The sequence below is a fragment of the Acidaminococcus nyctereutis genome, from assembly GCF_052216985.1.
In the GTDB taxonomy this organism is placed as follows: domain Bacteria; phylum Bacillota; class Negativicutes; order Acidaminococcales; family Acidaminococcaceae; genus Acidaminococcus; species Acidaminococcus fermentans_A.
The window spans coordinates 57,670-77,586 of record NZ_JBQOUY010000014.1 but is presented as its reverse complement, the minus strand read 5'-3'; the positions used below and the strand labels follow the sequence as shown (position 1 = coordinate 77,586).

Annotated in this window: 16 protein-coding genes; 1 reads left to right on the top strand and 15 read right to left on the bottom strand. The window is 55.6% G+C overall.

The genetic code is table 11. From position 1 onward, the window contains the following. Positions 1-135: 135 nt before the first annotated feature. From ACTUHY_RS08205 to ACTUHY_RS08180, 6 genes are all read right to left on the bottom strand, one after another. Positions 136-720, bottom strand: coding sequence for a DNA-3-methyladenine glycosylase I (locus ACTUHY_RS08205; RefSeq protein WP_442827340.1), 585 nt, complete (start codon positions 718-720; stop codon positions 136-138). 79 nt (positions 721-799) lie between these two features. Continuing rightward, complete coding sequence (leuB, locus tag ACTUHY_RS08200; protein WP_442827339.1) at positions 800-1,873, bottom strand: 3-isopropylmalate dehydrogenase; 1,074 nt, start codon at positions 1,871-1,873, stop codon at positions 800-802. Continuing rightward, positions 1,873-2,355 carry a 3-isopropylmalate dehydratase small subunit gene (locus tag ACTUHY_RS08195; protein ID WP_442827338.1) on the bottom strand — a complete coding sequence of 161 codons (483 nt, stop codon included), beginning with the start codon at positions 2,353-2,355 and terminating at the stop codon, positions 1,873-1,875. The genes leuB and ACTUHY_RS08195 overlap by 1 nt, the downstream gene beginning before the upstream one ends. Further along, positions 2,352-3,617 carry a 3-isopropylmalate dehydratase large subunit gene (leuC, locus tag ACTUHY_RS08190; RefSeq protein WP_442827337.1) on the bottom strand — a complete coding sequence of 422 codons (1,266 nt, stop codon included), beginning with the start codon at positions 3,615-3,617 and terminating at the stop codon, positions 2,352-2,354. The genes ACTUHY_RS08195 and leuC overlap by 4 nt, the downstream gene beginning before the upstream one ends. A gap of 326 nt (positions 3,618-3,943) precedes the next feature. Beyond that, positions 3,944-5,350 (bottom strand): WG repeat-containing protein, encoded by a 1,407-nt coding sequence (locus ACTUHY_RS08185; protein WP_442827336.1) that lies wholly within the window; start codon positions 5,348-5,350, stop codon positions 3,944-3,946. Positions 5,351-5,399: 49 nt separating this feature from the next. Then, positions 5,400-6,323: a LysR family transcriptional regulator gene (locus ACTUHY_RS08180; protein ID WP_442827335.1), complete on the bottom strand. Its 924-nt coding sequence runs from the start codon at positions 6,321-6,323 to the stop codon at positions 5,400-5,402. Between the two features lie 145 nt (positions 6,324-6,468). Here ACTUHY_RS08180 and ACTUHY_RS08175 point away from each other — a divergent pair, with 145 nt between their 5' ends. Further along, positions 6,469-7,542 (top strand): AbrB family transcriptional regulator, encoded by a 1,074-nt coding sequence (locus ACTUHY_RS08175; protein ID WP_442827334.1) that lies wholly within the window; start codon positions 6,469-6,471, stop codon positions 7,540-7,542. Positions 7,543-7,558: 16 nt separating this feature from the next. On the opposite strand, the gene ACTUHY_RS08170 is transcribed toward ACTUHY_RS08175, so the two are convergent. The 9 genes from ACTUHY_RS08170 to ACTUHY_RS08130 all read right to left on the bottom strand — a co-directional run bounded on the left by ACTUHY_RS08170 (position 7,559) and on the right by ACTUHY_RS08130 (position 19,783). Further along, positions 7,559-8,980 carry a YfcC family protein gene (locus ACTUHY_RS08170; RefSeq protein ID WP_442827333.1) on the bottom strand — a complete coding sequence of 474 codons (1,422 nt, stop codon included), beginning with the start codon at positions 8,978-8,980 and terminating at the stop codon, positions 7,559-7,561. A gap of 5 nt (positions 8,981-8,985) precedes the next feature. After that, entirely contained in the window at positions 8,986-10,173 is a 1,188-nt protein-coding gene (locus ACTUHY_RS08165; RefSeq protein ID WP_442827332.1) for an amidohydrolase, read from the bottom strand. 163 nt (positions 10,174-10,336) lie between these two features. Next, on the bottom strand, positions 10,337-13,762 hold the full coding sequence (locus ACTUHY_RS08160; RefSeq protein ID WP_442827331.1) for a pyruvate carboxylase: 3,426 nt from the start codon (positions 13,760-13,762) through the stop codon (positions 10,337-10,339). 239 nt (positions 13,763-14,001) lie between these two features. Continuing rightward, positions 14,002-15,297 carry an O-acetylhomoserine aminocarboxypropyltransferase/cysteine synthase family protein gene (locus ACTUHY_RS08155; RefSeq protein WP_442827330.1) on the bottom strand — a complete coding sequence of 432 codons (1,296 nt, stop codon included), beginning with the start codon at positions 15,295-15,297 and terminating at the stop codon, positions 14,002-14,004. A 109-nt stretch (positions 15,298-15,406) separates the two neighbouring features. Then, the gene (locus ACTUHY_RS08150) at positions 15,407-16,285 is read right to left on the bottom strand and encodes a DMT family transporter (RefSeq protein WP_442827329.1); all 879 of its coding nucleotides are present in this window, start codon (positions 16,283-16,285) and stop codon (positions 15,407-15,409) included. A gap of 77 nt (positions 16,286-16,362) precedes the next feature. Beyond that, positions 16,363-17,511 carry a DNA polymerase IV gene (gene dinB, locus ACTUHY_RS08145; RefSeq protein ID WP_442827328.1) on the bottom strand — a complete coding sequence of 383 codons (1,149 nt, stop codon included), beginning with the start codon at positions 17,509-17,511 and terminating at the stop codon, positions 16,363-16,365. A gap of 56 nt (positions 17,512-17,567) precedes the next feature. Continuing rightward, a complete protein-coding gene (locus tag ACTUHY_RS08140; protein WP_442827327.1) occupies positions 17,568-18,149 on the bottom strand; it encodes a manganese efflux pump MntP in 582 nt (193 codons plus the stop codon). Further along, entirely contained in the window at positions 18,146-18,454 is a 309-nt protein-coding gene (locus ACTUHY_RS08135) for a hypothetical protein (RefSeq protein WP_278673985.1), read from the bottom strand. Before ACTUHY_RS08135 ends, ACTUHY_RS08140 begins: the two co-directional genes overlap by 4 nt. A gap of 93 nt (positions 18,455-18,547) precedes the next feature. After that, on the bottom strand, positions 18,548-19,783 hold the full coding sequence (locus ACTUHY_RS08130) for a M24 family metallopeptidase (protein WP_442827326.1): 1,236 nt from the start codon (positions 19,781-19,783) through the stop codon (positions 18,548-18,550). Positions 19,784-19,917 lie beyond the last annotated feature (134 nt).

The following is a 19,917-nucleotide window of genomic DNA, read 5'->3' as shown; positions in this document are numbered from 1 at the left end:
CGATTCCGTTCTCGGATTTTACTGCTTTCGATGGTGAAATTAAAATAAAAACAGACATGAGCAAAAATCGCTCACGTCCGTGTGTGGTAGATGAATTGGAGCTTACCCCAACATTTGACAAAGAACCCTTTTTTCTCACTCCAAAAAACAGCCCTTCTCGTGGCTCCAGATGACCCCTACGGCTTGGAGGAAGGAGTAGACCACTGTGGTTCCCACAAATTTCATGCCCCGTTTCTTCAGGTCTTTGGAAATTGCATCGGACAGGGGCGAATGGGCAAGGCCGGTTTCCCGGAGGGTCTTTCCCTCTGTCCGGTGCCATAGATACCGGTCGAAGGTGCCCCATTCCCGGCGGATGGCCAGGAACACCCGGGCGTTGGTTGCCGCAGCCCGGATCTTCAGCCGGTTCCGGATGATGGCAGGATCCTGCCGGAGGGCTTCCAGTTTTTCTTCTGTGTACCCAGCGATAGTTTCCGGATCGAACCCGTCAAAAGCTAGCCGGAACCCTTCCCGTTTGTTCAGCACACATTCCCAGGAAAGACCGGCCTGGAAAGTTTCCAACAGCAACATCTCAAACAGCTTCCGGTCTTCATGGACCGGGCGTCCCCATTCTTCATCATGGTACTGGATGTACCGAGGATTCTTGGGATTGGCCCAGAAGCACCGCATTTTCCCGTCCGACCATTGGGTCATATTGATTTCCCTCCCTGCATGTTTTTTCATATTCCAATTCAAAAAAGCTGCCTTTCCAGGCAGCTTTTTCCCTCCGGCCAGTGATAAGGTTGGTGTGAAATGCCAGCCCTTATTTTCTCACTGCTTCTGCCACCAATTGACCCATTTTCTTCGTGCCTACGGTGGTCAAGCCTTCCCCGGCCAGGTCCGGTGTCCGGTAGCCGGCCTGCATCACATCATCTACAGCCTTTTCAATGGCCCGGGCGGCTTCTTCCTGCTGGAGAGAATACCGCAGCAGCATGGCAGCGGACAGGATGGTCCCCAGAGGGTTGGCGATGTCTTTCCCGGCAATGTCCGGAGCACTGCCATGGATGGGTTCATAGAGCCCGATGCCGTCTCCTAAGCTGGCAGAGGGCAGGAGCCCGATGCTGCCGGCAATGGTGGAGGCTTCGTCGGACAGGATATCTCCGAAGATGTTGTTGGTGAGGATCACGTCGAATTGTTTCGGATTCAGCACCAGCTGCATAGCGCAGTTGTCCACATAGAAATGGTTCAGCTCCACATCGGGATACTTGGCCTCATGGATTTCTTCCACGATTTTCCGCCACATCCGAGAAGACCCCAGCACATTGGCTTTATCCACGCTGGTCACCTTCCCCCGGCGCAGCCGAGCTGCCTCGAAAGCTTTGACAGCGATCCGTTCCACTTCCGGACGGGTGTATTTCTCCACATCGGAGGCCGTTTCCACCCCATCCACTAGAGCAGCTTCCTTGTGTTCTCCGAAATAGATGCCCCCGGTGAGTTCCCGGACGATGACCAGGTCCGCTCCTTCTGCCCGTTCCGTCTTCAACGGAGACAGATGGGCCATATACGGCCGTACCTGGACCGGCCGCAGGTTGCAGTAGAGTCCCAGGGCCTTCCGGATGCCCAGGAGACCCTTTTCCGGCCGCTTGGTCACGTCTTCGATATGATCCCATTTGGGTCCGCCTACGGCCCCCAGCAGCACCCCATCGGCTGCTTTGGCGCTGGCAATGGTTTCTTCTGGCAGGGGAGTGCCGAACTGATCGTAAGCACAGCCTCCCATGAGTTTATGATCATAGGAAATATCCAATCCGAATACTTCCGCAGTTTTTTCCATGACAGCCAGAGCCGCATCAGTGATTTCGGGACCGATGCCGTCTCCTGCCAATACTGTGATTTTCATCAATCCTGCGCTCCTTTCACATAATTGACCAGACCGCCGGCTTCCGCGATTTTCCGGACGAAGGCCGGCAGCGGATGGGTCTTGATGGTCAAATCCTTATTGACCACATGGATCTCGCCTTTGTCGAAGTCCACTTCCACCTGGTCCCCCGCCTGGATCTTTTTGGCTTCTTCCCCGATTTCCAACACCGGCAGGCCTATATTGATGGCATTCCGGTAGAAGATCCGGGCAAAGCTTTCCGCAATGATGCAGGCCACGCCCTTCTGCTGGATGACGATGGGAGCATGCTCCCGGGAAGACCCGCAGCCGAAGTTCCGGCCGGCCACGATGATGTCCCCAGGCTGCACGTGAGGGGCAAAGGTGGTGTCGATGTCTTCCATAGAATGTTCGCTCAATTCTTTGAAATCGGAGATGTTTAGGTAGCGGGCGGGGATGATCACGTCCGTATCCACATGGTCTCCATAACGCCATACTTTACTCATTTCAGTACCTCCCTGGGATCAGTGATATGGCCGGTTACTGCACTGGCAGCTGCCGTCAGCGGGCTGGCCAGATAGACTTCGCTGTCCACATGGCCCATACGGCCCCGGAAATTCCGGTTGGTGGTGGAAACGCACCGTTCCCCTGCAGCCAGGATGCCCATATAGCCCCCCAGGCAGGGACCGCAAGTGGGGGTGGATACCGCTGCACCCGCTTCGATGAAGATATCCAGCAGACCGTTGTCCATGGCCCGTCTATAGATTTCCTGGGTAGCGGGGATGATGATGCAGCGCACCCGAGGATCCACTTTCCGTCCCTTCAGGATCCGGGCTGCAGCAGCCAGATCTTCATACCGCCCATTGGTACAGGATCCGATCACCACCTGATCGATGGCGATGTCTTTGCCTTCCGCGGCCGGATGGGTATTTTCCGGCAGATGGGGGTACGCTACTACCGGCACCAGCTTATCCAGTTCGATGGTGAGGGTCCGGTCGTACACCGCATCCTCGTCAGCTTCCACCGCTTCCCAGTGGCGGGTGACGCCCCGTTCTTTCAGGTATTCCCGGGTCTTATCGTCCACTGGGAAGATTCCGTTCTTGCCGCCGGCTTCGATGGCCATATTGCAGATGGTGAACCGATCTGCCATGGACAGTTCGCCCACTCCTTCCCCGAAGAATTCCAGGGATTGGTACAGGGCCCCATCCACTCCGATCATCCCGATTAGGGTCAGGATCACATCCTTGCCGGAAATATAGTCCGGTTTCTTTCCGGTGAGCACCACCTTGATGGCCTTAGGCACTTTGAACCAGGTTTGGCCGCTGGCCATAGCGGCTCCCAGGTCCGTCTGGCCCACCCCAGTGGAAAAGGCGTTGACAGCCCCATAGGTACAGGTGTGGGAATCGGCCCCGATCACCAGTTCTCCAGGAGCTACCAGCCCGCTGTCCGGAACCAGAGCATGTTCGATGCCCATCCGGCCCACTTCGAAATAGTTGGTGATGTTGTGCTTTCGGGCAAAATCCCGCATATGTTTGCACAGTGTCGCCGATTTGATGTCTTTGGGGGGAGAAAAATGATCCGGCACCAAAGCAATCTTGTCTTTGTTGAATACAGGCCGGCCGATTTTGTCGAATTCATCGATGGCCGGCGGCCCGGTAATGTCATTGGCCAGGGTCAGATCGACCTGGGAAACCAGCAGTTCCCCCTCTTCCACCTCTGGACGGCCAGCATGGCGGGCCAGGATTTTTTGTGTTCTTGTCATTCCCATGATGTGTGACTCCCTTCTTTTCCTGCACCAAAAAGCCCCTATCTGCAGCAAAGCAGATAGGGGCGAATGATCGCGGTACCACCCTATGTTGGTTCTCATTCAGTTTAACGCACTGCCGACGGCAGGAACTACTCTTTCGTTCATCCCTGCGGTTCCCGGGTGAGAAGGCTCCCTGGAATTTACTGGCTCGCACCGGCCGCCAGCTCTCTGAAAATCCTTGAGGATCCGCTCCCGTTCATTACCTGTTTTCGTTTGAAATGGTATGGTTTACATTATGCCATTGACACCTCGATCTGTCAATAGTTTTTTGTAGCCATTTTTTAAACTCAGTCAAATATTCCAGCCTTATCATATTGCGGAGAAATAACGGCACGGGCATTCTCGTCCACATAACCCCATTTCTTCACCTTGGGGTCTCGATAAGCCGCCCGATCCGCTGTCAGAGGACCCAATTCCCGGAGTTCTGCCCGGAAGGGTGCCACTGGGTTTCCGGTTTTGTCGATGATGCCCCCCTTATCCTTTTCCACTGCCGCTGCCCGGTCCTGGAAGAAACTCTGGACACTGTCGAACCGGTTGGGGATCACTACTTTGTTGTTGCCATCGATGAAGCCCCATTTCTTATCTGCCCCGAATGCTGCCAGACCTTGACTGAAAGGCAGCAGAGCATCATAGGCCGCCGGGATCACCACCTGGCCTTTGGCATCCACCATGCCCCAGTGGCCGTCCTCCCGGATGAGAGCCAGGTTTCCATAGAAGGGCGACACATAGCTGTAGGTCGGAGAGATCACTTCCTGGCCTTTTTTATTCACGTAGCCCCGATACAAGCTGGAAGGCATGACCACACCGGGAGAGATGCCGATGCCGCCTCCCCAGCCATGATGGTGATGATGGTGATGATATCCATAGCCTCCCCAATAGGGACCCCAGCCCGAGCCTACGCCCCAGACGGGACCACCCCAGCCCCAGCCATCACCCCAGCCCCAGCCGATGGAGATATAGTCCAGGAAGCTGCGGCTGGCCCGGCGGACACCCACTTCCGCCAGTCCATTCTCCTGGAAATTTCCCACAAAAGCGTAGGGTTTCAGTTTGGCATATTTTTTCCCTTCTCTGTCCATGAGCCAGCCGCCATCCACCACAGCCACTCCTTGGTGGAAATCCCCGGCCTTTTTCACGCTCATGCTGGGCAGCAGGGTCCCATCCTTCCGGATATAGAACCACTGGCTGTCCTTTTTCACAGCGGCCAGCCCTTCGCTAAAACTATGGACCTCCTTGTACTGGGGCGGGATCACCAGCTTCCCATCCTTATCCGCAAAGCCCCATTTGCCCTGGAGCTTCACCGGGGCCATTCCTTCCTGGAAGGCTCTTGCCTCATCATAGTCCCCAGGCAGCTTTTTCCCCTGGAGCGTATAGAAATTCCATTTCTTTTCCGCCACACCGCCGATGATCCCTTCATTGATATTGGTAATCTTCTTCAGGTTGGGAGCCAGCAGCTGTTTCCCGTCCCGGTCATAGAGGCCGTACTTGCCCTTCAGCTGGACCAGGATCACCGGATCTTCCTGGGGATCCCCTACTACGATTTTTTTATAGGCCAGGGGCAGGATTTCCTTGCCCGCCCGGTCGATGACGCCCTGTTTCCCATCTCTTTCTACCACGGCCACATGATCAGCCGCAAAGGCACTTTGTCCCAGTGCCAGAGAAAGTCCCAGCAGCAGAGCTATCTGTTTTCTCTGCATAGAAAACACCTCCGTTCTCTGGCCTTATTGTACCATAGATCCGCTCCAGTCAGCAGAGTGGTTTTCCCCCTGCGCTGTTGCGGATCAGTCCGCTGAGAGCCGCCATAGCCCGGGTCAGATAGGCCCCTTTGCGTCGGGCCAGATACAAAGTCCGGGTCAACGGATTTGACGGGACCTGATAAAAAACACCCTGTTCCACATTCTGCAGCGTATGGAAAGCCAACCCGGGGACCAAGGCAAACCCGTGATTTGCCAGAGCCAGGCGATGGGCCAGTTCTACACTGTCCGTTTCCAGGACGATCCGGGGCCGGAGCTTTTCCCGTCGGAAAAAGGTATCCGCCATATGCCGCAGTCCCCGTCCCAGTTTCAGCAGGATGAAGGGCTGCTGCTGGAGGCAAGAGGTTCCCTGCAAAACATTACTGGTGCCATACGTCCAGGCCGGCTGCCGCTGATAGAAAAACGGAGGCGCCTCTAGATACACGGTGTCCGTCAGCAGCGCTGTATACTCCAGATCTGGATCATCCGGAAAATACGTCAGGGCCAGATCCAGCCGTCCCTGATGGAGCAGGGGATTCAGATTGCGGATCAGGGTTTCCGTCAGCAGCAGTTCCACCCGTGGATACAGGGTACGGAACTGTTCCAGGATCACCGGCAGCAGGGTCTCACTGGAGATCCGCGAAAGTCCCAGACGGATCTGCCCGCTCCGGGAATCCCGGATATCATGGATTTCCTGGAGTGCCTTCCTGTATTCCACCACCAGGTTCCGCGCCATCTGCGCATAGATTTCTCCGGCCTGGGTCAGATAGACCCCATTGGGATCCCGTACCAAAAGGGGCATCCCAGCCTCTTTTTCCACAGCCTTGACGATCCGGCTCAGGGAAGGCTGGGAAACCCCCAACTGCCTAGCAGCCCCTGTAATATTCCCTTTTTCACAGACCAACAGGAAATCCCGCAGATATTTCTCATGGAACATCTCGCTTCCTCCTCTATGTGTCATATCATTTTTTCTATGATCCTATTATACTATTAAGATTTTACACTATGGAAGAGATTGTCTATAATAAAATTATCTTCTCGTACAAACCGTTATTTTCTACCATCGGAAGGAGCTTTTTTCCATGAAAAGATTCACCGCATTCCTGACAGCGGCCCTGACGGGCTTTCTGCTGCGGCAGCTGTCCATCCCCATTCCCTATATGCTGGGAGGCATCGCCGTGGGTTTTCTTCTCCGTACCTTTCTGGACAACACCTTTTTCTGGCCTCGTTCTTGGCGGGGACTTATGCTGGGGGTGGCTGGCTATGGCATCGGCAGCAACTGCACACCGGATACCTTTTTCAAGCTGAGTCAGGAAACTCTGGGGATCCTGGGTGCCAGCCTGTTCACTCTGGCTGTCTCGGTAGGCGTGGCCATTTACATGCACCGGCACACCTTTGCCAATCTGCTCAGTTCCATCATGGGCTGTCTGCCGGGAGGATTGACGGCCATGACCGTCCTGATGGATGATTATGAAGAAGCGGACGAAAACGTGGTGGTAGTCTCCCAGTGCCTGCGGCTGTTCGTAGTGGAAATCAGCGTCCCCCTCCTGGCCATCCATCTATTCGGCGGGCAGGTCACCCGCCTGGCAGGAGTCAGCCTGTGGGATGCCTCCAGGGCGGATTTCCTGAGTCTGTTCCATCTAAGCTGGCTGCTGGTGGTCCCGGTAGTGCTGGTGGGACAGGCCCTGGCCAAAAAGGTCCACATGCCCACAGGGCAGCTGCTGGGGCCTATTATGGTCACGGCCCTGCTTGCCCTGTGGATGGGTCGGGTTCCCCGGGTACCCTCTCCGGCCATGGCCTTTGCCCAGCTCCACATCGGCCTGTACATCGGCACCATGCTGGACCGGGAGAAACTGCTGAAGACCCGGGAACTGATTCCCAACGTGCTCCTGGGCTCCCTGCTGATGGTAGCTTCCAGCGCCGCCCTGTCCGTCTTTATGTCCCAATTGTACGGTTTTTCCACGCTGACGGGCTTCCTGGCCCTGGCCCCCGGTGGCATCGCCGAAATGTGCCTCACCGGTATGGAAATGCACCAGGATGTGGCCGTGATTCTCACTTACCAGCTGATTCGGGTACTGATGCTGGCCATGGGAGTGCCCTTTGTGATCCGAAAGTTTTTTAAACCATCCATAGGAAAAAAAGGAGGTGCTGCGTAAGCACCCCCTTACTTTTTTACTGCCAATTGATTGCCAGCGCAATGGCTATCGTCACCATCTGGGTGGCCAGGAGCATCAGGAACAGAGGAACGAACCACTTCCACCATTTTGCGATCTTCACCCCAGCGATCCCGGCACAGACCGGAGCCAGCGCCGTGGGCCAGAGGATGTTGGACAGACCATCCCCGTACTGGAAGCACAGCACTGCCAGCTGCCGTGGGATGTGGAGCAGATCTGCCAGAGGCGCCATGATGGGCATGCTCACCACAGCCTGTCCGGAACCGGATGGGATCAGGAAGTTCAGCAGGGTCTGGACTAGCAGCATGCATTCCGCGGAAATGATCCGTGGCATGGAAGCCAGGGGCAGGGACAGGCCGTACACAAATGTATCCATGATATGGCCGTGTTGCATGACGATCAGCACTCCTCTAGCGATACCGATCATCAAACAGGCTTCTGCGATATCCGTGAAATTCCGGGACAGCTTCCGGGCAATCTCATTGGGCGTCCAGCCCATGATAAAGGAAGACAGCAGCCCCATGATCATGAACAGGGCACTGAGTTCCGTAAAATACCAGCCATATTTTTTAGTACCGTAGATCAAGGTCAGGATACCCGTCAGCAAGACCAGCAGGACCAGTTTTTCCCGGATGCCAAAAGGATGGTTGGCCACTTCTTCCTGGCTCATGCTGAATTCCGAAGGGTCTCCGTAGACATAACTCTGGGTCGGATCTTTTTCCACCCGCAGGGCATACCGGACGGTATAGATGGAAGCCACCACGATCATGCAGAAATGGCAGAACAGCCGGTAGGCCGTCCCGGACATAATGGGCACACCGGCAATGCTCTGGGCCATCCCAACGGTGAAAGGATTCATAAAGGCGCCGGCATACCCGATGGCGGCGGCCAGAGAAACGATAGCCATCCCTACGATGGCATCATACCCCATGGCAATGGCAATCCCCACAAAGATCGGGATGAAGGGGAACGTCTCTTCAAACACCCCGATGGTAGAAGAAGCCAGACCGATCAGAGTAATGAAGATCGGGATGATGGCTGCTTTGGCTTTCCCTTTGAACACCCGCAAAAGGCCAGCCACCAGCCCGTTGAAAGCACCGGTAGCAATGATCAATCCGATGAAGGCATAGGCCACAAAGACGAACATGGTCACATTGGCTGCATTGCAGAGTCCTTCATAGATGCATTTGAACATCTCGAAGATCCCTACGGGATGGCCTTCCACCAGATGGAACGTCCCTGCCACGACGATTTTCTGCCCCGTCCCATTGGTCACCCGGTCAAATTCGCCGGCCGGCAGGATCCAAGTCATCAAGGTACAAAGGATGATGATGCCAAAAAGCAGGGCATAGATATGGGGCAGTGCCAATTTTTTCCTGCCGGTTGCTTCCGACATCACTTCCACTTTTTCTTCTGCCATAGAAATCACCCTTTCTTACGGGCCAAGACCCGTTGGAAATCTTCCCGGACTTTTGCCCGGAAGCTTTCATCATTGAAAATAGCCAAAACTGTCTCAGCGATCACTTCCGCGCCCACGGCCATCTGCTGGCGGGCATGTGGCGTCAAGGTCGCATCCCGCAGCTCCGGCGTATGGAGGGAATAAGGCGCATCCGTGATGCTGATGATGGGCTGGATGGTAGGACAGTGATAGCTTACATTCCCTACATCAGAGGATCCCCCTGCCGGCAGCGGATCTTCGATCGGTGCACCCAGTTCCTGGAATTTCTCTTTCACCTTAGCTTCCAAAGCCGGGATCCGGGCCATGTCATAGAAATCCGGGAATCCCAACGTGAACTTGTTCTTGCAGTCCAAGGCAAGGGCTGCTCCCTGGGCGCAGTTCCGGACGATCCGGTCCAGTTCTGTCAAGTTCTTCATGGAGGGAGAGCGGAATTCCATCCGGATCTTGGCATAATCCGGAACCATATTGGGCTGTTTGCCTCCGTCCAGGATCACTTCGCTCATGATGGTCCCCGGTTGGAAGGAATCTCGGCGGGCATCCAGGAGATCCATGAATTTCCGGGCTGCCGTCAGAGCATTATGTCCCAGCCAGGGGCTGCCAGCCGCATGGGCACTCTGCCCATAGAATTCCACGATATAGCACCGCAGGCTAGTGGCATCCATCTCCGTCTGGCTGCAGGGACCGCTGCCGCAGTGCATCATGATGGCCAGGTCCATCCCATCAAAAAGGCCGGCTGAAGCCATATGGAGTTTCGCTCCTTCTTCCTCTTCTGCCGGGGTCCCGATGACTTCCAGGGTCCCGGAAAACAGGTCTTTGCAGCGGACCAGGCCCAGCGCAGCCAGGATGGAGAGCGGTCCGTGGAGATTGTGTCCGCAGCCATGGCCGATCTCCGGCAGGGCATCATATTCCACCAAGATGGCAGACCGGGGTCCCTCCCCGTTTTCCAGCACAGCCCGGAATGCCGTCCCATAGCCCAGTTCCTTTTCCATGAAAGGATACTCTACCTGGAACCCGGCTTTGCGGAGCACTTCCACCAAGGCTTTACTGGACTGGACTTCCTTCCCCGCTGTTTCAGGATGGTCATACAGGTACCGTACCAGAGAAAAAGCTTCTGGCAGGTTGTCCTGGATGGCCTGAGCAAGTTCACGATTCATCATTGACTCCTCCCTTGTCAGATTTTTCTTTATTTTACCATAACGCCACAGCGTCCAAAAAAAGACAAATGATTCCATAGGGACAGGTTCTATCCAAAGGCCCGGGACTCAAGACCCCAAAAAGGGACCGTTGCGCATGCAGCAGCCCCTTTTACCTCTCTCATCACTGGATCACGGCCAGCAGATCCCCCGACTGGATCCGGCTGCCGGCTTTGACCAATACTTCTTTTACCAGGCCGTCCACCGGCGCCGTCAGAGTGGTTTCCATCTTCATGGCTTCCGTGACCATCAGCGGATCTCCTTGTTTCACCACTTGTCCCGGTTCCACCTGGACCCGGAGTACCGAGCCGGACAAGGTAGCGCCCACTTCTCCCGGCACCGTGGGATCTGCCTTCCGGGCCAGGCTGCTGCCTTCTGAGGCCTTAGCATCCCGGACTTTGATTTCCCGGGGCATCCCGTTGATCTCGAACTGGACTTCCCGATACCCTTCCGGATCCGGCCGGGTCAGGTAATTCAGCCGGACCAGCACCATTTTTCCATCCATGTGCACCCGGATCTCTTCCCCTGGCTTCATACCGAAGAAGAAAGTAGGCGTATCCAGGATGCTCATGTCCCCGTATTGATGGTACCTCTGCATATAGTCTTTATAGACCTTGGGATACAGGCAGCAGCTGCTGACAGCCTCCGGAGTATCCGGGATGTGCAGTTTTTTCAAATCCTTCCGGAGTTTGTCCAGATCGATGGGCTGGGGCGGCGTCTCCAAGTGAGGTTTGGCACCCCGCAGGATGATTTTCTGGAGCAGTTCCGGGAACCCGCCATAGGGCGTCCCCAATTTTCCGTCAAAGAAATCCACCACGCTCTGGGGAAAATCCAGGGTATCTCCCCGCTGGTAGATGTCTTCCTCCGTCAGATGGTTCTGGACCATGAACAGGGACATATCTCCCACCACCTTGGAAGAAGGCGTGACTTTGATCACATCCCCGAACAGCTGGTTCACCCGTGCATACATCCGGCAGACTTCCGGCCAACGGTCTCCCAGTCCCACCGCGGCGGCTTGCTGCTGCAGATTGGAATACTGCCCGCCCGGCATCTCATGCTGGAACACCGTAGTATTGGGACAGGTCATCCGGGCATCCACGCCGGCATAATACTTACGGACTCCCTGCCAATATCGGTCGATGGCTTCCAAAGCATCCAGATCCAGCTTCGGCTGCCGGGGCGTGTGTTCCAGGGCATAGCACAGTGCCGTCATAGATGGCTGGCTGGTCCCGCCGGACAGAGCGCTGGTGGCCACATCCAGGATATCCACCCCGGCTTCTACCGCTTTGGCATAGCTGTACAGGGTACAACCGCCCCCTTCATGGCTGTGGAGATGGATGGGAAGATCCACCGCATCCTTCAGGGCCGATACCAGGGCATAGGCCGCTTCCGGCTTCAAAAGGCCGGCCATGTCCTTGATAGCGATGATATTGGCCCCTGCATCGGCCAGGGCTTTGGCCAGATCCGTATAATACTGCAGGGAATATTTCTGCCGCCGGTCGTCCAGGATATCTCCCGTATAGCAAATGGTCCCTTCTGCCACTTTCCCCAGTTTGCGGACCGCGTCGATAGAAAAGGTCATATGGTCCAGCTGGTTCAAACAATCAAAGATCCGGAACACATCCACGCCATTCTTAGCTGCCAGAGCCAGAAATTCTCGGATCACTTCCGGCGGGTAATTGGTATAGCCCACGGCATTGGCTCCCCGGGTCAGCATCTGTAACAGGATGTTGGGAGCTGCCTGACGCATGAGCCGGAGACGCTGCCAGGGATCTTCATCCAGGAAGCGGTAGGCCACATCGAAGGTAGCACCGCCCCAGTTTTCAAAAGCATACAGCTGGGGCACTTTTTGGGCCGTATAATGGATGGCCCCCAGGATGTCCCGGGTCCTGATCCGGGTAGCCAAAAGGGACTGGTGGGCATCCCGGTAGGTGGTATCCATCAGCAGTACCTGTTCCTGATCCAGGATCCAGCGAGCAAAAGCGTCCGGTCCCAGCTTATCCAGCAGCTGCTTCGTCCCGGCCGGACAGGGGCTTCCATCCGTTTCCAGGCGCACCTGCGGCGGAAAATCCGGTTTGGTCTGATGGCCGTTCCCCCGATACCCGTTCACTGTCACTTCCCCGATATAGGTCAGCATCCGGGTCCCTCTGTCGCTGACTTCCTCCGGATCCACCAGCAGTTCCGGATGACGGTCGATATAGTTCACGTCACAGGCCCCGGCCTGGAAGGCAGGATCCTGAAGCATGTTTTTTAAGAAGAAGATATTGGTCTTCACCCCGCTGATCCGGAATTCGTCCAAGCACCGGAGCATCCGATGGATGGTAGCCAGCGGTTCCGTAGCATGGGCTGTCACCTTGACCAGCAGCGAATCATAATAAGGGGTGATGACCGCTCCCTGGTAGGCCGTCCCTGCATCCAGACGGATCCCAGGGCCGCCGCCACTCCGGTAGGCAATGATCTTCCCCGTATCCGGCATGAACTGGTTCTGGGGATCTTCCGTGGTGATCCGGCACTGGATGGCCACCCCGTTGCAGGGGATGTCTTCCTGCCGGTCCGCATGGATCTCCGGATCATCCAGCCCATAGCCTTCCGCAATCAAGATCTGGGCCTTTACGATATCCACATCGGTAATGGCTTCGGTTACCGTATGTTCCACCTGGACCCGGGGATTGACTTCGATGAAGTAAAAATGTTTCTCATCCTGATCCGCCAGGAATTCCACCGTACCGGCATTCACATAATGGACGTTGCTCATCAGTTTCAATGCCGCCTGGCAGATGGATTCCCGCAGTTCCTGGGGCAAGGACCAGGCCGGAGCCATCTCGATGACCTTCTGATGCCGCCGCTGGATGGAACAATCCCGTTCATGGAGATGGACCACATGGCCCTGTTCATCTCCCAGGATCTGGACTTCGATATGTTTGGGGTTCAGGATGCACTTCTCTACGTAGATGTCTTCATCTCCAAAAGCCATCTTTGCTTCCGAACGGGCCCGATTGTAGGCTTCCTCCAGGTCTTCCATCCGGTCCACATTCCGCATACCCCGGCCACCGCCTCCGTTGACCGCCTTGATCATCACCGGCAGCCCCACTTCTTCCGCAAAGGCCTTCACTTCTGCAAAACTCTTCACCGCTCCTTTGGTTCCGGGGATCATGGGGATCCCGGCTTTCTCCGCCTGGATCCGGGCGTTCACCTTATCCCCGAACATCTCCAGATGTTCCACCCGGGGACCGATGAAGATGATCCCTTCCTCCTCACAGCGGCGGGCCAGCTGGGCATTTTCCGCCAGGAACCCATAGCCGGGATGGATGGCATCCACCTCATGTTCCTTGCAAATCCGGATGATGTCCTCGATATCCAGATAGGCATCCACCGGCTTTTTCCCTTTCCCCACCAGATAGGCTTCATCGGCCCGGCTGCGGTGCAGAGACAGGATATCTTCCTGGGAATAGACGGCAACCGTACGGATGCCCAGTTCATGACAGGCCCGGAAAATCCGGATGGCGATCTCCCCTCGGTTGGGGACCAGGATTTTATGGATGGCGCGCATAGGAGTTCCTCCTTCTGATTCCAGAGATTGTATAGAACGAACACTTTACATTTTACAGATTTTATCATTCGTGTCGCCGTTTTATTGTAGCATATCTTGGGAGGAATTCAATATTTTTCTTATATTTAATATTTGATTATTCTTATATTATCAATTGTTGTTAAAGCATTTACATTTTAAAGTAAAAAATAGAGAGTCGTTGTACATTTCGTGCAACGACTCTCTGCTTTTTTCTTTTCTCAATCCAAAGCGGCAAAAGCCTGTTCCAGATCATCGATGATATCATCGATATGTTCGGTCCCGATGGACAGCCGGATAGTAGCCGGGGTGATCCCGGAAGCGGCCAGCTCTTCTTCGTTCATCTGGGAATGGGTGGTGGAAGCCGGGTGGATCACCAGGCTCTTCACATCGGCCACATTGGCCAAGAGGGAGAAGATCTTCAGATGATCGATGAACTTCTGGGCAGCGGCGGCACCGCCTTTGATTTCAAAGGTAAAGATGGAAATCCCGCCGTTGGGGAAGTACTTCTTGTACAGTCCATGATCAGGATGGTTTGGCAGGGAAGGATGGTTCACTTTGGCCACATGGGCATCGTGGGCCAGGAAGTCCACCACTTTCAGGGCATTTTCCACCTGACGTTCTACCCGCAGGGACAGGGTTTCGGTGCCCTGGAGCAGCAGGAAGGCATTGAAGGGAGAAATGGTAGCCCCCGTATCCCGCAGGATCAGGGTCCGGATATAGGTTACATAGGCAGCAGCGCCCACGTCCTTGGCAAAACTGATGCCATGGTAGCTGGGGTTGGGGTCAACCAGCCAAGGGAACCGGCCGGAAGCCACCCAGTCGAACTTGCCGCTGTCCACGATGATGCCGCCCAGGGTGGTACCGTGACCGCCGATGAACTTGGTGGCAGAATGGACCACCACGTCAGCGCCGTGTTCAAAAGGACGCAGCAGATAGGGAGTGGCAAAAGTGCTGTCCACCACCAGAGGGATCTTATACTTATGGGCAATGGCTGCCACTGCATCGATGTCGATCAGGTTGGCATTGGGGTTGCCCACGGATTCAATGTAGATGGCCTGGGTATTTTCCCGTACCGCATCTTCGAAGACCTGTACCCCTTTGGTAGGATCCACAAAAGTGGTTTCGATGCCAAAATCCGGAAACGTATGTTCAAACAGGTTGTAGGTGCCGCCGTATACCGTAGTGGCGCAGACAATGTGCTGTCCAGCATGGACCAGAGCCTGCATGGCGTAGGTCACCGCAGCGGCGCCGCTGGCCGTAGCCAGGGCAGCCACCCCGCCTTCCAGGGCGGCGATCCGTTTTTCAAAAACATCTTCCGTCGGGTTGGTCAGCCGGCCATATACGTTGCCCGCATCTTTCAGAGCAAACCGGTCAGCGGCATGCTGGCTGTTCCGGAATACATAAGACGTAGTCTGGTAAATGGGCACAGCCCGGGAATCGGTGGCCGGATCGGCTTCTTCCTGCCCTACATGGAGCTGCAAGGTCTCAAAATGGTATTTCTTTTCTTTGCTCATTGTCATTGCCTCCCCCAAAGTACTTTTTAATTACTACTGTTTTAGTATGATTTACATTATAGGCACTCAACGGTGGTATGTCAACAGGGATTTGTTGTTTTTTCTCCCCTCAGTCATTGCGGGCCAGAACACAGACCATCACGATGATACAAAGGGCCCCTGCCATTTCCACCGCTCCCACCCGGTTCCCCATGACTGCTACGGAGAAAAAATAAGCCGAAAGTGGTTCAAAAGCGGCCAGGGCGCCGGTTTCCGCCGGGGGGATGTATTTGGTGCTTTCCAGATACACGTAGTAGGCAACCAGTGTCCCCAGCACGAACAGGATGCCGAAAGCCGCCGCTGTATGGATGTCCAGGACGGCCCCTTCCAGAGTGGGCTCGTTGAACAGCTGGAGTAGCAGGGCATTCCCCAGACTGCCCCAGCCCAGGATCAGGAAGCAACTGTATTTCTTCAGCAGCACCGCCGCATACGCTGTATAGAACGCCATTCCAAAAGCACTCAGGATCCCGTAGGCCAGGGCTTCCCCGGAAACTGCCAGGGCCGCCCCCTGTCCTTTGGTGGCAATCAGTGTCGTCCCCAAGAGGGCCAGCACCACTGCAACGACTTCCCGCCGGGTAGGCAGCCGCTGTTCCTTCACCAGATACATCAGCAGCAGGATGGCGGGCATGGTGTACTGGAGCACCGTGGCCGTAGCTGCATTGCTGTAGTAAATGGCCTTGAAGAAGGTCACCTGCATCAAATACATCCCCAGCAGGATGAATTTCAGGAGCCAGAGCCAATCTTTTTTCAAAGGGGCCAAAAGGTCCTGTTTCTGGACTAGGGAAATCCCTAGGAAGGAAATCCCGGTAAAGACCATCCGCCAGAACAGGATGGCAGACCAGGTGAAATGCTGGTCCACCATCAGGTATTCCACGCTGTTGCTGCTGCTCCCCCACAGGGCAGCGCCTAACAGGACCATCCCTACCCCGATTTTTTTCCGCCGTTCCATCCCCCAGCCCCTTTCTGCGATGACTTCTGTGATCAGTTCTATTCTACCTTTTTTCCTCAGCTCTGGCCAGCCGGATTTCACGGTTTCCTCCAGCCCTTACGGATGATGTCTTCCCCGAAACGCTGTTTCAGGGCATCCAGGGCCCGGTTCCGATTCTGCTGCCGCTCATCCTCCAGGGCTAGGCTCTGAGATCCTGCCGGTACCAGATGGCTGACACTGACTCCCAGCAGCCGTACCGGCTGGTTCCAGGGCAGCTGGCGCGCCAGTCCTCGGATCTGTTCCATCAGTTCTTCATCCTGGGACAGAGGGTCTTCCACCGTCCGGCTCCGGGTCAGCAGCTGGAAGGAACCGGTCTTCACCTTCAGGGTCACCGTACAGCCGGAAAGACCGGCACAGCGCAGCCGCCATCCCACCTGCTGACACAGGTCCCACAGGGCTCCCAGACAGGTTTCCAATCCCACCAGATCCACGGGAAAGGTATTCTCTTTGCCCAGGGATTTCCGCTGTTCATCGGGCACCACCGGCCGACTATCCAAGCCCCGGGCCCGGTCCCGGATCTCTTCCGCCTGTTTTCCCAGAAGGGGCTGCAACAGCCGGGGATCACAAGCCGCCAGCTGGCCGATGGTCCGGATTCCTATTTTTTCCAGGGCCGCCACGGACCGCTGCCCCAAGCCGAAGATCCGTCCCACCGGCAGGGGTGCGATAAAAGTGGCCGCCTCTTCCGGCCGGATGATCACCAAACCATCCGGTTTCCGCAAGTCACTGGCCAGTTTGGCCAAGAATTTATTAGGGGCAAGTCCTACGGAAGCCGTGAGTCCGGTCCGTTCCCGGATCACCTGTTTGATTTTCGGCCCCAGGGCGTATACATCTCCAGCCAGCGCTTCCATTCCTGTCAAGTCTAAGAAAGCTTCGTCAATGGAAAGGGGCTCCACTACCGGTGAAAATTTGCGGAAGATCTGCCGGATCTTCCCGGACATTTTCTGATACCGTTCATACCGTCCTTGGACATAGATGGCCTGGGGGCAAAGCCGGTGGGCCGTGGCCATGGGCATGGCCGAATGGACTCCGAACTTCCGTGCCTCATAAGAACAGGTAGAAACCACCCCCCGGCCGGAAAGCCCTCCCACGATCACCGGTTTCCCCCGGTATTCCAGATGGTCCAGCTGTTCCACGGAGGCAAAGAACGCATCCATATCCACATGCATAATGTATCGCTGACGGGACATACTGATTCCTCCTTTTGAAAAAGGGATGTTGCATGAAACGTGCAACACCCCCCTTTTCAGAATAAAAACGGCGTCCAGTTGTCCAGGATCCCGTAATGCTCGATTACGGCCTTGAGCCCGATCAGCAGGAGTACAAAGCCCCCGGCTTTCTCCGCCCGTTCCTTGCCCCACATGCCAATCACCGATCCGCAGGCACAGCCTAGGAAAGAAAGGCAAAAGGTAATGGTGCCGATTTCCAGTACTGCCGGCAGGATCCGGATATCCAGGAAGGCAAAGCCCACGCCCACTCCCAAGGCATCCAGGCTGGTAGCCACCGCCAGTCCCAGCATAGTCCGGAAGCCAGTGACTTTTTCTTTTTCTTGGTCTTCTCCCGCTTCCTGGATCATGTTCCAGCCAATATAAGAAAGGATCAAAAAAATGATCCAATGGGAATAAACCTCCGCCACCTTGGCAAAATGGCTGCCCAACTCGTAGCCGATCAGCGGCATCAGGGCCTGGAACACCCCGAACCAGACGCCGAAAATCAGCCCGCCTTTGAACCGTTCCCGGCCGTTCATTTTCAGCCCACCGCAGACAGATACGGCAAAGGCATCCATGGAAAGAGATACGGCCAAAAGGAACAGTGTCAGCGCACTCATTTCTGGATCCCCTGGAGCACAAAATAGGTCAGGAATTTCAGGACCCGCAGTTCTTTTTCATTGTGCCGCTTATCTTCGCTCATTTTCCCGAATACCGGCAGGGCCGTCTTCAGCATGGCCTTAGTGATGCCGTGTTGGCGCACCCCTCCCTGGAGGACGGATTTTTCAAATCCTTCCAGTACCTGCAGAGTCTGGCGTTTCTCCGCACCGGTGAGCCTGCTGTTTCCCAGGATCTGTTTTTTGATGACTTCTTTTTGTTCCAGGAAATCCTGTTTGTCCAGGAGCCCGATTTCTTCTGTTGCCATATTTTTCTTTTACTCCCCTTGTTTCCAGGCTGCAGCCACCTGCCGCCCTGAAAATTTTTATCGTATTATTTTACCATTTCCGGCAGGGGAAAATCAACGGATGACCCGCAGAGGCTGGGATCCTCCCGTCAAACAGACCGGTCCCTCCGGTCCGATCCGGTAGGTGTTTTCCGTCCCTACCATACCCAGTCCCGGCAGGGCGATCTTGGGTTCCACCGCAAAAACCATGTTCTCCTCCACCCGATCTTTGGCGCCGCCGGCGATCACCGGTGTCTCATCCATGCACATGCCGATGCTGTGCCCCAGGAAACGGCCTCCGTTCATGAACATTTTCTCATAATAGGGATCGAAGTCAGCCATCACCTTATCGTAAATCTCTCCCAGTACCGCTCCTGGTTTCAGCAGAGCCACCGTCTGCTGCTCCAAGTCCAGGCAATAGTTGTAAGCTCGGAGGATCTCCTCTTTGGCCGGATCCCGGTCCAGATCCCCAAAATAGTACACCACCGTCTTGTCCGTATTGTACCCATCCACCCCGCAGGGAATATCCAGGTAAACCAACCTGCCCGGCTTCAGCAGCCGGAAGGCCGACCCGATGCTCTGGACCGCCACACAGGTACCGCTGGTCCCCCCGGGTCCGTCGAAAGCCGTCCGTACCAGGGCGCTTTTGCCAAAAGACGCCAGACCGATGGCATCTTCTCCCGTAGGCCGGTTGGTCCGGGCCACACCCTGGCTGCCCTTCAACACCATCCGGAGATACAGCTGGATAGCCAGTTCCGCTTCGCTGATCCCCACTTTCAGGAATACGGGGGCTTCCTGCATGAGTACATCGGCATGGATCTGCCCGCTCCGGGCCAAAAGGGCCAGTTCATACTCACTTTTTACACTCCGCAGGCTGCTGAGCACCGGGTCCAGATTTTTCCGTACTTCAAAAGGGAAGTACTTCCGGAAGAACCGGAGCCATTCCAGGGATGTATGTTTTTCATCCAGGTACACCGCCGAAGGCAGCTCTTCCCCGTAGTATTCTGCCGGCTGCCGATAGCTGTGCATCCGGCGGATCCAGCCTTCCGGCAGGAGGCTTTCGTTGAGGGCCCGGGCCAAGCTCCGGCGCACCCATAAGATGGCGTCCTGGGGACGGACCAGGAAAGCGCCTTCCTGCATAGTACCCGTAAAGTAATACATATCCAATTTATCGGTGACCACGGCTAGCTGCCAGTCCGGGTCCTGTTGGGTCAAGGTCTCCCGCAACCGTGCCAGCCGGTTTTCCAATTCTTCCCGGGGTACCCGGCGTAGATCTTCACTGATCAGGATATCATGTTCCAAAATAGCCATAGGATGTTCCTCCTGTTATTTTCCATAATGATGCTCCCCCATCTTACCACGAAAAAGGAGCTGCTGCACAAAAAACGTACAGCAGCTCCTTTTGAGAGTTTCTCATGGGCTGATCCGGAGGGACGGATCAGGAC